Raw genomic sequence first — 13578 nt, forward strand, 5'->3', positions numbered from 1 at the left:
GACTGACCGGTGCCTCAATGGATATATTCACGACCTTCTTTAATCTGGCGGTGCTGGAGCGCTCTTTTCCGCTTCTGCTGTCAGGCCTCTGGATCACGCTGGAACTCGGCATCGTCAGCATCGTCGGCGGCCTGATCGGCGGCCTCGTCCTTGCGCTGCTACGGCTCTACGGCCATCCGGTGGTGCAGGCGATTGCCAAGATCTATATCGACATCTTCCGCTCGATCCCGCTGCTCGTTCTCTTGATCGTCATCTACTATGCCCTGCCGTTCGTCGGCATCCGGCTTTCGCCGTTCCTTTCGGCGGTCAGCGCGCTGACGCTGGTCTCGACCGCCTATACGGCCGAGATCTTTCGTGCCGGGATCGAGGCCATTCCGCGCGGGCAGTTCGAGGCTTCGGAAGCACTTGGCCTCTCCTACCGGCACATGATGGCGGAGATCATCCTGCCGCAGGCGATCAAGATCGTCATTCCGCCGCTCACCAACAATTGCATCAACGTCATGAAAGACACGGCGCTCGCATCCGTCGTGGCGATGCCCGATCTACTCAAACAGGCAACGCAGGCCCAGGCGCTGACCGCCAACCCGTCGCCGCTGATTGGCGCCGCCATCATCTACGTCGCCTTCCTGTGGCCGATGGTCGTCATCGTTGCCCGTCTCGAAAAACGCTTCAGTGCGGGGAGGCGCAGATGAAAACCATTGTCAGTATTCAGAATCTCAACAAGTCCTATGGCGACTTCCAGGTGCTGCACGGCATCGATCTGGCGATCGCCGAAGGCGAAGTGGTCTGCGTCATCGGCCCGTCCGGCTCCGGCAAATCCACGCTGATCCGCTGCATCAATCACCTCGAGAGCTTCGCCAGCGAAAGCCGTATCGAAGTGGATGGCATCAAGGTCGAGCGCGGCAGGAACCTCGCGCAGGTGCGGGCCGAAGTCGGCATGGTCTTCCAGTCGTTCAATCTGTTTCCGCATCTGAGCGTGCTGAAGAACATCATGATCGCGCCGATGCGGGTGCGCGGCACGCCGCAGAACGAGGCTGCCCGCAAGGCGAAGGAATTGCTTGCCCGTGTCGGCATCACGGAACAGGCCGAAAAATATCCCGAGCAGCTGTCCGGCGGACAGCAGCAGCGCGTGGCGATCGCCCGGGCACTGGCCATGGAACCGCGCGTGCTGCTCTTCGACGAGCCGACATCGGCGCTCGACCCGGAGATGGTCGGCGAGGTTCTGGATGTCATGCGCAAGCTCGCCGGCACCGGCGTGACGATGATCGTCGTCACCCATGAGATGGGCTTTGCCCGCCAGGTCGCCGACCGCGTCATCTTCATGGACAGCGGCCGCATCGTCGAAGCCGGAACGCCGGCCGAGATTTTCGACAACCCGCAGGAAGAACGCACCAGGAGCTTCCTGCGCGCCGTTCTCAATCACTGACAAGAAAGACAAGGTTCCGGAGGACCCCATGGAAACGCAACGCCAACTCGACATCGATTTCGTCCGGAGCCAATTCCCGGGGCTGGATCACGGCTGGGTGTTTTTCGATAATGCCGGCGGCTCGCAGATCCTGACGCGCGCGGTCGATCGGATCACCACGTTCCTCTACGACAAGAACGTGCAGATCGGCGGCAGCTATGATGTCTCGCAACAGGCGGCCAAGGCGCTGATGGACAGCCGCATTGCGGCGACGCATCTCGTCAATGCGGCGCGGCCGGAAGAGATCATTTTCGGCAGCTCGACGACCGTTCTGCTGCAGAACCTTGCCCGCGCCATGCGTAGCCAGTTATCGGCGGGCGACGAGATCATCGTGACGATATCGGATCACGAGTCGAATATAGGCCCTTGGGACGGTCTGCGCGACATGGGTATCGTCATCAAGTTCTGGCCGCTGGACAAGACGACCTATGAACTCGATATCGCCGAGCTGAAGCCGCTTCTGACGGAGAAGACTAAGCTTGTCTGCGTCACCCATGTGTCGAATATTTTGGGCGCCATCAATCCGATCGCCGAGATCGCCGATGTCGTGCATGCGCATGGCGCGCGCATCTGTGTCGATGCCGTCGCTTATGCGCCGCACCGTGCCGTCGATGTTCGGGCCATGGATGTCGATTACTACGTCTTCAGCTTCTACAAGACCTACGGCCCGCATTACGCGATGATGTACGGTAAATACGATCATCTTCTGGAACTCGACCCGCTTTATCATTTCTTCTATGGCCGCGATAAGGTTCCGGGAAAGCTGGAGCCCGGCAATCCGAACTACGAACTCGCCTATTCGGTGACCGGGATCGTCGATTACCTCTGCGAACTGGGCACGAAGTCGGGCGGATCGGGTTCGCCGCGCGAGCTGATCCTTGCGGCCTTCGAGGCGATCACCATCCAGGAAAATGCCCTGACCGAACGGCTGCTTTCCTATCTGCGCAGCCGCAACGATTGCCGCATCATCGGCGAGACGGCGAACCGTAACGGGCGCCGTATTCCAACGATCAGCTTTGTCTTCGAGGGGCAGAATTCGGAGGATGTCTGCAAGGCGATGGACGCCTACAAGATCGCCATCCGCTTCGGCGATTTCCATGCGCGCCGGCTGGGTGATCATGTCGGCCTGCCGCAATATAACGGCGCCGTCCGCGTCTCGATGGTCCATTACAACACGATCGAGGAAGTCGATCGCCTGACCGCTGCGCTCGACGAGATACTCGGCAGCAACGGTGCACTTCAAAACAGGGGTGCCGCCTAGATGCAGTTCGACACGATCATCAAGAACGGCACGGTCGTCACGGCCAGCGACACGTTTCGAAGCGACGTCGGGATCCGCAACGGAAAGATTGCGGCGCTGGCTGACGATCTTGGTGACGCTGGCGAGATCATCGATGCCACCGGCCTCTATGTCATGCCCGGCGGTATCGACAGCCATGTCCATCTCGCCCAGCCGTCCGGCGACGGTATCGTCATGGCCGACGATTTCGCCAGCGGCACGCTGTCGGCAGCCTTTGGCGGCAACACGACCGTGCTGACCTTCTGCATGCAGGAGAAGGGAACGACGCTGCGCGAATCCCTGAAGGACTACCATGCGAAGGCCGACGGCGAGTGCTATGTCGACGTGTCCTTCCATCTGGTGGTCACCGACCCGACCTCCTGCGTGCTCGGCCAGGAACTGCCGGCGCTGGTCGAGGACGGTTACACGTCGATCAAGGTCTTCATGACCTACGAGAACCTGCGTCTTCGCGACGACCAGATTCTCGATACGCTAGACAGTGCCCGGCGTTCGGGCGCGATCGTCATGGTCCACTGCGAAAATGAAGACGCGATCCGTTATCTGATCGGCAGGCATGAGGAGAAAGGCGAGCTTGCGCCGAAATTCCACGCGCTGAGCAGGCCGGTCGCTGCCGAGCGGGAAGCGACGCATCGGGCGCTGTCGCTTGCCGAAATCACCGATACGCCAGTCGTCATCGTCCACGTTTCGAACCGTCAGGCGATGGAAGAGATCGAGCGCGCCCGCAAGCGCGGCAGCAAGGTGGCGGGCGAAACCTGCCCGCAATACCTGCTACTGACAGCCGACGATCTCGATGCCGCCGAACTTGAGGGCGCAAAATTCGTCTGCTCGCCGCCGCCAAGGGATAAGGAGAGCCAGATTGCCTGTTGGGAAGGCTTGCAGAACGGCACGTTCGAGCTGTTCTCGTCCGACCACTGCCCATTCCGCTATGATGACGATAGCGGCAAGCTGAACGAGAAGGGAAAGCGGAATTTTCGCTGGATCCCGAACGGGATCCCCGGCGTCGAGACGCGGCTTCCGATCCTGTTTTCCGAAGGTGTCAGCAAGAACAGGATCGACATCAACCGCTTCGTCGCGCTGTCATCCACCAATCACGCCAAGCAATATGGGCTCTATCCGCAAAAGGGGACGATCGCCATCGGTTCGGACGCCGATATCGCGCTCTGGGATCCGCAGAAGAAGATGACGATCACCAACGACATCCTGCATCATGGGGCCGACTACACGCCCTATGAGGGGCTTGATGTCACCGGCTGGCCGGTGCGCGTTCTGCTGCGCGGAAAGACCATCGTCGATGGCGCCGCAACAACAGGTGAAATGGGCCAGGGCAATTATCTCAGGCGCAAGTCGCTGCTCTGACCGCGGCTGTCCTAGATATAGCCCGCGTGATCGCCGAAAGGCACGTCCTCGTCGAGGTTGCCGGTGCCGATGCGCTCGCTCTCGCCGGAAAGACGTTCCTCATCGGACTCATCACCTGTGGCGCTTTGCTCTGTCGCGTGAAGATCCAGGTGGCGGCTGGCGTTGCCGCCATCCTCTTCCGTGTCTTCGGCGGGCGAGGGCCGGTGGCCGCCGGATCCATGGCGGCGATGCAGCGCCTCGTCGATTGTCGCCTGGCGATCGGCGGCCCAGGCGACATCGGGCTCCGCGACGGAGGTGCTGTGCTGGACCTGCGTTGCCGCGGTCGCTGCCGTTGCTGAAACCCTGGAAATCTTGTCGACCACGCTGCCGCTCCTTGCTGCCGACGAATGCAGCTCTCGAATATGTAGGAAAGCGCGGCCCACAAAGCCATAGTCCGCGACGCATCGGCGCTTGCGTCTTGAGATATTCATCAATCGCGGCTATTCGCTCGATCGCGATCTCCCCGTCTAGAAAGACCTTGAAGTGAAAACTGAATTTCTGGTGACCCATTCCGGCGGCTTCCATGCCGATGAGCTGCTGTCGAGCGTGGTGCTGACGCAGCTGTTTCCCGCTGCCAAGCTGATCCGGACGCGGGATGCCGAATGGATAGCGCCGGCTGCGGGCCGCATCATCTATGACGTCGGTGGACGCTACGAACCCGAAAACACCATCTTCGACCATCACCAGCGCGGCGCGCCGGTGCGTGAAGACGGGCGGCCCTACAGCTCTTTCGGACTGATCTGGAAGCACTACGGCGTCGATTATCTGGCGGCGGCCGGTGTGCCGGAGGCGCATGTCGCCCGGGTGCATGCGGCCTTCGACAAGAGGTTCGTGCTGCCTGTCGATCTGGTCGATAACGGCGCGCTCGACCCGTCCGTTGCCGGAGAGCTAGCCGGGCTAACGCTTCCGGCACTGCTGGAAACGCTGAAGCCGCCGTTCGACGCGAAGGGTGCCGATGCCACCGATCAGGCGTTCCATTCGGCGCTGGCGATTGCCCGCCGCTTCGTCGAGGCGGGCATCGCCGTGCAGGATGCCAAGCTGCGGGCCGAGACCATGGTTCTTGAGGCGATTGCTGCGGCAGGTGACAACAAGGTGCTGGAACTGCCGATGGGCATGCCGTTCCGCCCGGCGATCGTGAAGGCGAAGGCCGAGCATCTGCTGTTCGTCGTCCATCCGCGCGACAATGACTGGTGCGTTACGGGCATTCGCCGAGGCGATGAAGGATTTGAACTGCGGGCCGATCTGCCGCTGGAATGGGCGGGCTTGAGCGGGGCCGATCTGGAGGGCGCCTCCGGTGTGGCGGGCGCAAGCTTCTGCCACAAGGGCCGTTTCATCGCCGCTGCCGCAACCCGCGACGCAGCGCTGGAACTGGCGCGGATCGCCGTAGCCAAGGCGGAAGCGCAATAGCGCCCGAGCTGGGGCCAAAAAAATGGGCCATCAACCGATGGCCCAAATTTGGAGAGTTCAAAAACCTCCAGAGGGGAACCGCCGACGAAAGACCGGGAGGACTGGCCTTCATGTTCATCGGCACCACCATAATCGCCCGATCGCGCAATTATTGAAAATGCTTTCAGCCCAATCGAGTGGCGAGACGAGGTATATTCTCTTGCTGAATGCGGTGATCGTGGAACGGTGTGCTATGGAGGTCTACCCCTCCTCTATGACGTCACGGAGCTGCTTTGAAAGTCGATCGTTTGGCCGCATTGCTCTGGGCCGCATTGGTTTCTGCCGCGGGAAGTGCCGCGGCGCAGCCTGCGCCTGCACAAGTTTGCGAGCGGCAGATCTTTGAAAATTCAGGCTATATCGTCTGCTCTGTCACGCCGGGAAAAGATGACCTCAGGCTTTTCTGGAGGGGCGCCGACGGGCAGCCGTTTCGCACATTCTCGAATCTGGCGGATGCGCTGAAGAAGGACGGGCAGGTCCTTGTCTTCGCGATGAATGCCGGCATGTACCGAGACGATTTCACGCCGATTGGTCTTTATATCGAGCACGGCGCGGAACTCCGTCCTGCCGACACCACCGAGATCAAGGGCCCTCCGGGCAACGTTCCGAATTTCTACAAGAAGCCCAACGGTGTCTTCCTGCTTGGCGATAATGGCGCTGAGATTCTGACCACCGACGAATTCCTGAAACGTCGCCCCAAGGCGGCATTCGCGACGCAATCCGGACCGATGCTGGTCATCGAAGGCAAGCTGCATCCTGCATTGATCCCCGGATCGACGGACCGGACGCGGCGGAGCGGGGTGGGGGTCTGCGGCAGCGGGATCGTTCGCTTCGTCATCAGTGACGGCGACGTCAATTTCCACGATTTCGCCCGTCTGTTCCGCGACGAGTTGGGGTGCCCGAACGCATTGTTCCTGGATGGCGGTCATGGCACCGGCATCTATCAAATGGCTCTCGGGATGAACGACTTCTCCTGGCACGGCGGGTTTGGCCCGATCGTGGGCCTCGTGCAGAGCGGTGAATGATGCCACGTCCCTATGCTGATGCAGAGAGGCTGTTGGCTTTCAGCATGCTGGCGATCTCGGCTGCCGGTAGCGGCTTGGCGAAAAGGTAGCCCTGGAACATCTCGCAGCCCGTCTCCGCCAGGAAGCGCGCCTGCTCTTCGGTCTCGACGCCCTCGGCAATCACTTCCAGATCGAGCGTCTGCCCGAGCGCGACGATCGCCGCAGTGATCGCCATATCGCCCGACTGGCCGGGAATATCGGCGATGAAAGACCGGTCGATCTTCAGCCGGGACAAAGGGAATAGTTTCAGCGTGCTGAGGCTGGAATAGCCGGTGCCAAAATCGTCGATGGACAGACTGACGCCGAGTGCCTTCAGCTCCAGCATGCGCGATATCGCGCCTTCGACATCCTCCATGATCAGGCTCTCGGTGACCTCAAGCTCAAGCAGCGCGGGGTCGAGCCCCGCAGCCGAGAGGGCAGCTGAAACCTTGTCACAGAGCGACGGCTCGCGGAACTGCCGCGCCGAGACATTCACCGCAACACGAATGGCCGGAATGCCCTGATCGAGCCAGGCGCGCATCTGCCTGCAGGCTTTGCCGAGCACCACTTCGCCGAGTTCGACGATGAGCCCGGTTTCTTCGGCAAGCGGGATGAAGTCCGCCGGTGCAAGCAGGCCCGCTTGCGGATGCTGCCATCGGACCAGAGCCTCGACGCCCGAAATTCTTCCGGTTGCGATGTCCTTCTGCGGCTGGAAATGCAGCACGAATTCGTCCTGTGCCAGCGCGCGGCGAAGCTCCTCGATCCGCAGCAGCTTGTGGCGGGCTTCCTCGGCCATCGACGGGGTAAACATCTGTATGCCGTTGCGGCCGGCTGCCTTGACGCGATAGAGCGCCATGTCGGCATTGGCGATCAGTTCTCCGGCGATCGAACCATGGGCCTGCGAGGAGGCAACACCGACGCTGCAGGTCACCTGCATATAGACGCCGTCGATGTTGCAGGGGCGGGCGATATGCGCCGAGATTGCCTGCAGACGGTTCAGCGCGTCGTTGATCCCGGCCTCGAGCACGATGATGAACTCATCGCCGCCGATCCGCGAGACAATGCCGCTTTCGCCGATTTCACTGAGGATGCGCGAAGCCACGACCTTGAGAAGCTCGTCGCCGGCGGCATGGCCGAGGCTGTCATTGACGAGCTTGAAATGATCGAGGTCGAGAAAGGCAACCGCCACCGCGCGGGTCCTGCCAGCCAATAGCGTGCCGAGTTTGCGGTCGAGCAGCGTCCGGTTTGGAAGGCCGGTCAGCGCGTCGTGTTCGGCCAGATAGGCGATCCGGGCGATGTCGCGGTTCCGGTCGATCGCGATGCCGATGGTCTGCGCCACGCCTGTCAGGAATTCGGCAAGCCCGGCATCGATCTCGCCCGGCTGCAGCGACACGGCAAGCGCGCCCTGCCGGCTGCCGTCGCGGCAGTTGATCGGAAAGTCCTTCCGCGGCGCTTCAACATGACTTTGCGCCGTGCCGTCCAGGTCGAAGCCGGTGGCGCGGCCCGGCAGAAGCCGTTCGAGGATTTGCCCGGCATCCTTTAGAAGCGAGTTGAGTTCGACGCCGCGGGCGACATCGTGGAGCAGTTTCGTCTGCGCTGCCATCAGCTCTTCTGCACGCTTGCGCGCGGTGATGTCGCGTGAGGCGCCGACGACGCCGATCACCGCGCCGGTCCGGTCGCGCAACGCGACGCGTGACATCATCAGCCAGCCTTCGCCCTTCAAACGAGGCTCCTCGACGCCGAGATCGGGCCGGCCGGTTTCCATGACCCGCTGTTCCGTTTCGTCGATGCCATGCGCGTCGGCTTCGAGATGGATCTCGCCATCCGTCAGGCCGATCAGGTCGTCGACCTTGGCAAAACCGTTGTTGGCGACCACCGCCCGGTTGGCGAACAGAAAGCGGCCCTGCAGATCCTTCGCGTAGATGAAATCGGGCACATGATTGATCATCGCCTCCAGCCACTCGTAGCGCTCGGCGAGATTGGCGTGCTGGACGCGCAGAAGATCGATCATGTGTTGAAGGTCGCGTGCATCATCGGAGGGGATGACAATCTCTGCCGGAGAGGGGGCCGCTTGCTCTGTCATTGCCGTGTTCTCGCTCATTTTGCGGGAACAATATCTGCAACCTCTTATGCAACCATGAAGGAAAAATGGCCTTTTTCACGCGCATGAACGCTCCGCGTGCAAAGCCTATTTGTGATTGCCGCCGGTGGTCGAGGCGTCAGGTCAATATGGGGATAAGCGGCGTCTGCAAGGCTGTCTTATTCCGCCGCCTTTTGCTTTTCCGCTTCCACGTCGAGGCGTCTCGGAGCAAGCGCCCTGGTGGAGAAGAGAGCAGCAAGGATGATCGGCAGGCAGACGAGATAGGACATGCGGATACCCGCATGTTCTGCGACGAAGCCAAGCAGCGGCGGCGCCAGGAAGAAGACGACGAAAGACATCTGGGCGAGGGCGGCCACGTTGACATGCGCACTGCGGTCATCACGTTGCGCCGCGGCGGAAACCGCCAGCGGATAGACTGCGCTGCACCCTGCGCCCATCATGGCAAAGCCGGCGAGCGCGATCTCCGGGACGGGTGCGAGCCAGACGCAGGCGATGCCGATCGCCGCAAGAGCAAGCGAGACCAGCGCCACGATCCGCGAGCCATAGCGGTCGACGAAGCGGTCGGCGAAAAGCCGGACCAGCGCCATGAAGAATGCAAAGAGCGTGAGACCCATTCCGCCGACGAAAGGCTCGACCGCAAAGACGTCGCGCATATAGATCGCCGACCAGTCGATTCCGGCACCTTCGACGAGGAAGGCGCCGACGCCGATGACGCAAAGCGGCAGCATCCCCAATGTCGGCAACGCCATATGGGCGCCTTCCGCTTGAGAGGGCGCGGGCGCCGAAGCGTTCTGCATTCCCCTGATGGCGATCGTTCCGGCCACGACGACGATGGCGAAGGTTATGGCCAGATGCAGTTGGATTGAGATGCCCGCCTGCCGGATGAATGACGATGCCAGCGCCGTGACGAAAAAGCCGAGGCTCCAGAAGCCATGGGCGCGATTCATCACGCCGCGGCCGAGCTGCGCCTCGATACGGTCGATCTCGACATTCAGGTTGATCTCAAGCGCACCGGCGAGCAGTCCCTCGCAAAAAAGCACGCAGAACACCAGCGGCGCATAACCGAGCCAGGGAACGAGCGCGATCATGAGTGAGGTTCCGAGAACGGTAGCGAAGGCCGTGTTGCGGGCGCCGAGCTTCATGATCAGCGGCGACGAGAAGGTCAGCGAGATCAGGGCGCCGACGGCTGCGCCGATCAAGGTCAGCCCAAGCTCGGATTTGTTGATCCCGAGCGACACCTGCAGATCGGGAAGCCGCGACAGCAGCGCGCCCATCGATACCGCAAATAGAAAGAAGCATATGTAAATGCGCTGCTGCGGCTCTATGCGCATCTCTGATCCCCTGACCTCATCTGCTTGTCTCATGCGTTCGGCTCGGTTGGTTGCACGACCCGGCGGGCGATAGCAAGGAGCCGTTGTTCCCGGATGGCCCTGGCGCGGCTTCAATCCCATCCGGTGTCTCTAATCAGCCACGGCGGCCCGCTATCCTGATGATAGCAGGTTGTTGAAATAGATCGACAAAAGCTGCGTCTGCGAGGAGATGCCGAGCTTGCGGTAGACGTTGCGGCGGTGGACCTTCACTGTGCCGGTCGAAATGTTGAGCTTCAGCCCGATCGACTCGGACGAATGGCCCTGCAGCACAAGATCGACGATCGCGGTTTCGCGGCCCGTCAGGTTGAGGTCCCGCCAGACAGTGTCGGCGGCGGGAAGATTGCCGCTCTGGCCCTGCTTCCGGCGGCTTTTGCTGCCGGCGGTCAATTGTGCATCGAAACGCGGCGCCAGCCCGGCCCAATAGTGGCGGACCATGCTGGCCACCAGCGGCTCGACCTTCTTCAACGTGGCGAATTCGGCCGCTGGAAACGGTCCGGTCTTTTCCCGCCGCATCAGCGAAAGAACGACGGTGATCTCTTCATCGGTGTTGATGAAAAAGCCCACCTCTTCCGCAAGCCCGGTCTGAACGTAGTAGGTGCGGTAATATTCGCTGGAGAAGAACCGGTCGGGCGCCAGTTCCCGCATTCGGAGCACGCCTTCGCGGCGCTCGCGGGCGGTATGATAGAACGGGTCGAGCAGGTATGGTCCCGCCTGGTAGAGAGTGACGAAGACGACGTTCTCTTCCGGGTCGAAGGTGCTGTAGAGGTCGATCGGCCGTTCCTTGCCGCGATAGCCGAAAACGACCACGTAGTCGAAGCGCACCAGCGCCGCCATCATCTGACGGAAGGTCTCGCCGAATTCGGCATCAGTCATCTTCGGACAGCCGATCGTGGCGTTGAATGCACCAAACAGCGCTTCCAGGTCGGTGGTCATCTGACGGGCTCCCTCTTCCGCCCCACGCCATTCCGCGTGGCCCTATATACACCTTCCACGAAGCATCGTGCGCTAAAATACCTCTCTCGGGGTATATACCGTGCGGGAAGCTCAGGCTTACTCTTTCCTTAACGACGGTGGCAATAAGGCGGCGATAGACTGCCAATTCCAAACCAACCGCAGGGAACAGACGTGGCATCCGCTTCGACGAACGATATCGAATTCCGTTCGGTCACCAAGAATTATGGCGCGGTGACCGCCGTGACGGACATCAATCTCAATGTGCCCAAGGGCGCGTTTCTGGCGCTGCTCGGCCCTTCGGGCTGTGGCAAGACCACATGCCTGCGCATGATCGGCGGCTTCGAGCAGCCGAGCGAGGGCACGGTGCTGATCGACGGGTGCGAGATGAACGGCGTTCCCGCCTATCGCCGCCCCGTCAACATGGTGTTCCAGCACTACGCGCTGTTTCCGCATTTCAACGTCGAGCAGAACGTCGCCTATGGCCTGCGGCAGATGCGCCCGAAAATCGGCGCTGCAGAAATCAACCGGCGGGCCGCCGAGGCGCTGGAAATGGTTCGTCTGGATGGTTTCGCCAAGCGGCGGATCCATGAAATGTCAGGCGGCCAGCAACAACGCGTGGCGCTGGCGCGCGCCATCGTCAACCGCCCGTCCGTCCTGCTGCTGGATGAGCCGCTGGCGGCGCTCGACAAGAAATTGCGCTCTGCCATGCAGATCGAGTTGCAGACGCTGCAGCGCGAACTCGGCATCACCTTCGTGCTCGTCACCCATGACCAGGAAGAGGCGCTGTCGATGGCCGATGCCGTCTGCGTCATGAGTGCCGGGCGTATCCGCCAGCTCGGAACGCCGCAGGAGGTCTATGACCGCCCGGCCGATCTCTTCGTCGCCGATTTCGTCGGCAAGACGAACCGGATTGCGGCGACCATGGAAGCCGATGGTGCGACGCTCCGCCTCGCGGATGGTTCCGCCGTTTCGTCGAGCAAGCGGCTGTCGCCGGGAGAGGTGATTGCCGCCCTGCGCCCGGAAGCGATCCGCATGACACGCAGCCAGCCGGCTTCGGGTTCATCGTTCAAGGGCACGGTCACGCATCGCATCTTCCTGGGCTCGTCGGCGGAATATGCGGTGAACGTGCCGGGCCTCGGCGATTTCCTGATCACCGCCGACCGCCGCAGCATGAGCGAGAGTGATCTGGTCGAGCCTGGCGAAGCGGTTTTCCTCTGCTTCGACCCGTCAGCAATACATGTCTTTCCAGCATCGAATGCATAAACCAAAACAAGGGAACAGCATCATGAGCAAGGATTACAAGGACAATCTCCCCATCTCCGCCGAAGGCTTCATGGACGAATTCATGCGCCTGAAGCGCGGCTCCGTCAGCCGCCGCCATTTCCTCGGCATCACCGGCCTCGGTCTGGCAACGGCGGTGATGTCGCGCTTCCCGGGCGCGCTGTCGACGCCCGCCTATGCCGCCGAGGATCTGGGCACGCAGATGTCGATCGCCACTTGGCCGAACTACCATGATCCTGCGACCTTCGAAAACTTCAAGGCCGCGACCGGCGTCGCCGTCGAAGTCAACGTCTTCGGCTCGAACGAAGAGATGCTCGCCAAGCTGCAGGCCGGCGCTTCCGGCTGGTCGCTGTTCGTGCCGACCAATTATACGATCTCGACCCATCACAAGCTCGGCCTGATCGACGAGCTGGATCTCTCGAAGATCCCGAATTTCAGCCAGGCGACTGAAAGCCCGCGCTTCACCAAGGAAGGCCAGATCGACGGCAAGACATATGCTGTGCCGAAGAACTGGGGCACGACCGGCTTCTCGGTGAACACCTCGAAGATCAAGACGAAGCTCTCGAGCTGGAAGGATTTCTTCGAGATCGCCCAGACCGAAGGCGACGGCCGCACCATGGTGCACGACTACCAGCTGACGACGATCGGCAGCGCGCTCGTCTCGCTCGGCTACGGCTTCAATTCGATCAAGCCCGATGAACTTGCCAAGGCCGAGGAACTGCTGATCAAGGTCAAGCCGCATCTCTTCGCCATCAATTCCGACTACCAGCCGTCGATGCGCTCCACCGATGCGTGGCTGACGATGTGCTGGACGAATGACGGCGCGCAGCTGAACCGCGATATGCCGGAGCTTGCCTATGTGCTCGGCACCGATGGCGGCGAGATCTGGACCGACTATTACGCGATCCCGAAGGATGCGCCGAACAAGGCTGCCGGCTACGCGCTGCTCAACTACCTGATGGATCCGCAGAATGCGGTGAAGGAGCATATCGCCAACGGCGCGCCGACCACCGACAGCCGCGTTATCGCGCTGCTGCCGAAGGAAGTCACCTCGAACAAGATCGTCTATCCGGATGAAGCCGCACTGACACCGCTCGAATTCGGCGCCGCCGTGACGCTGACCGATCCGGGCCGTGCCGAGCTGATGGCACGCTTCAAGTCTGCCTAACCTGCCGTCATGCAATTCCGGTCCCGGCTGCCTCGGCAGTCAGGGACCGGTCTAGTGC

12 protein-coding genes are annotated in these 13578 nt (G+C 61.5%); 8 read left to right on the forward strand and 4 right to left on the reverse strand.

The features are described 5' to 3' along the window. The first annotated feature begins 17 nt into the window (after nt 1-17). The 4 genes from AC1DNK_RS14185 to hydA are packed head-to-tail and all read left to right on the forward strand — an operon-like array spanning nt 18 to nt 4121. Nucleotides 18-692 (forward strand): amino acid ABC transporter permease, encoded by a 675-nt coding sequence (locus AC1DNK_RS14185; RefSeq protein ID WP_477941701.1) that lies wholly within the window; start codon nt 18-20, stop codon nt 690-692. After that, on the forward strand, nt 689-1426 hold the full coding sequence (locus tag AC1DNK_RS14190; RefSeq protein ID WP_477941702.1) for an amino acid ABC transporter ATP-binding protein: 738 nt from the start codon (nt 689-691) through the stop codon (nt 1424-1426). The genes AC1DNK_RS14185 and AC1DNK_RS14190 overlap by 4 nt, the downstream gene beginning before the upstream one ends. 28 nt (nt 1427-1454) lie before the next feature. Beyond that, on the forward strand, nt 1455-2726 hold the full coding sequence (locus AC1DNK_RS14195; protein WP_477941703.1) for a cysteine desulfurase-like protein: 1272 nt from the start codon (nt 1455-1457) through the stop codon (nt 2724-2726). Beyond that, entirely contained in the window at nt 2727-4121 is a 1395-nt protein-coding gene (hydA, locus tag AC1DNK_RS14200) for a dihydropyrimidinase (RefSeq protein WP_477941705.1), read from the forward strand. Nucleotides 4122-4132: 11 nt separating this feature from the next. Here hydA and AC1DNK_RS14205 read toward each other — a convergent pair whose 3' ends face one another. After that, nucleotides 4133-4483: a hypothetical protein gene (locus AC1DNK_RS14205; RefSeq protein WP_477941706.1), complete on the reverse strand. Its 351-nt coding sequence runs from the start codon at nt 4481-4483 to the stop codon at nt 4133-4135. A gap of 160 nt (nt 4484-4643) precedes the next feature. On the opposite strand from AC1DNK_RS14205, the gene AC1DNK_RS14210 reads away from it, so the two are divergent. Together AC1DNK_RS14210 and AC1DNK_RS14215 are read left to right on the forward strand one after the other, a co-directional pair. Then, nucleotides 4644-5567, forward strand: coding sequence for an MYG1 family protein (locus AC1DNK_RS14210; protein ID WP_477941707.1), 924 nt, complete (start codon nt 4644-4646; stop codon nt 5565-5567). Nucleotides 5568-5839: 272 nt separating this feature from the next. After that, a complete protein-coding gene (locus AC1DNK_RS14215; protein WP_477941708.1) occupies nt 5840-6628 on the forward strand; it encodes a phosphodiester glycosidase family protein in 789 nt (262 codons plus the stop codon). Nucleotides 6629-6638: 10 nt separating this feature from the next. Here the strand turns inward: AC1DNK_RS14215 and AC1DNK_RS14220 are convergent, their stop codons facing one another. From AC1DNK_RS14220 to AC1DNK_RS14230, 3 genes are all read right to left on the reverse strand, one after another. Continuing rightward, nucleotides 6639-8729 (reverse strand): putative bifunctional diguanylate cyclase/phosphodiesterase, encoded by a 2091-nt coding sequence (locus tag AC1DNK_RS14220; protein ID WP_477941709.1) that lies wholly within the window; start codon nt 8727-8729, stop codon nt 6639-6641. 176 nt (nt 8730-8905) lie between these two features. Beyond that, complete coding sequence (locus AC1DNK_RS14225; protein WP_477941711.1) at nt 8906-10078, reverse strand: MFS transporter; 1173 nt, start codon at nt 10076-10078, stop codon at nt 8906-8908. A 150-nt stretch (nt 10079-10228) separates the two neighbouring features. Next, nucleotides 10229-11050, reverse strand: a complete 822-nt coding sequence (locus AC1DNK_RS14230; protein ID WP_477941713.1) for a helix-turn-helix domain-containing protein — start codon at nt 11048-11050, stop codon at nt 10229-10231. Between the two features lie 192 nt (nt 11051-11242). Here AC1DNK_RS14230 and AC1DNK_RS14235 point away from each other — a divergent pair, with 192 nt between their 5' ends. Both AC1DNK_RS14235 and AC1DNK_RS14240 read left to right on the forward strand, forming a co-directional pair. Beyond that, the gene (locus AC1DNK_RS14235; RefSeq protein ID WP_112597003.1) at nt 11243-12334 is read left to right on the forward strand and encodes an ABC transporter ATP-binding protein; all 1092 of its coding nucleotides are present in this window, start codon (nt 11243-11245) and stop codon (nt 12332-12334) included. Nucleotides 12335-12356: 22 nt separating this feature from the next. Then, on the forward strand, nt 12357-13520 hold the full coding sequence (locus AC1DNK_RS14240) for a polyamine ABC transporter substrate-binding protein (protein ID WP_112388553.1): 1164 nt from the start codon (nt 12357-12359) through the stop codon (nt 13518-13520). Nucleotides 13521-13578: the final 58 nt, after the last annotated feature.

The sequence above is a fragment of the Rhizobium sp. 01N424 genome, from assembly GCF_056399485.1.

What these genes read in the sequence shown, in the direction of transcription:
- AC1DNK_RS14185 (WP_477941701.1), top strand. Translation starts at nt 18, where the DNA reads ATGGATATATTCACGACCTTCTTTAATCTGGCGGTGCTGGAGCGCTCT.
- AC1DNK_RS14190 (WP_477941702.1), top strand. Translation starts at nt 689, where the DNA reads ATGAAAACCATTGTCAGTATTCAGAATCTCAACAAGTCCTATGGCGAC.
- AC1DNK_RS14195 (WP_477941703.1), top strand. Translation starts at nt 1,455, where the DNA reads ATGGAAACGCAACGCCAACTCGACATCGATTTCGTCCGGAGCCAATTC.
- hydA (WP_477941705.1), top strand. Translation starts at nt 2,727, where the DNA reads ATGCAGTTCGACACGATCATCAAGAACGGCACGGTCGTCACGGCCAGC.
- AC1DNK_RS14220 (WP_477941709.1), bottom strand. Translation starts at nt 8,729, where the DNA reads ATGACAGAGCAAGCGGCCCCCTCTCCGGCAGAGATTGTCATCCCCTCC.
- AC1DNK_RS14225 (WP_477941711.1), bottom strand. Translation starts at nt 10,078, where the DNA reads ATGCGCATAGAGCCGCAGCAGCGCATTTACATATGCTTCTTTCTATTT.
- AC1DNK_RS14230 (WP_477941713.1), bottom strand. Translation starts at nt 11,050, where the DNA reads ATGACCACCGACCTGGAAGCGCTGTTTGGTGCATTCAACGCCACGATC.
- AC1DNK_RS14240 (WP_112388553.1), top strand. Translation starts at nt 12,357, where the DNA reads ATGAGCAAGGATTACAAGGACAATCTCCCCATCTCCGCCGAAGGCTTC.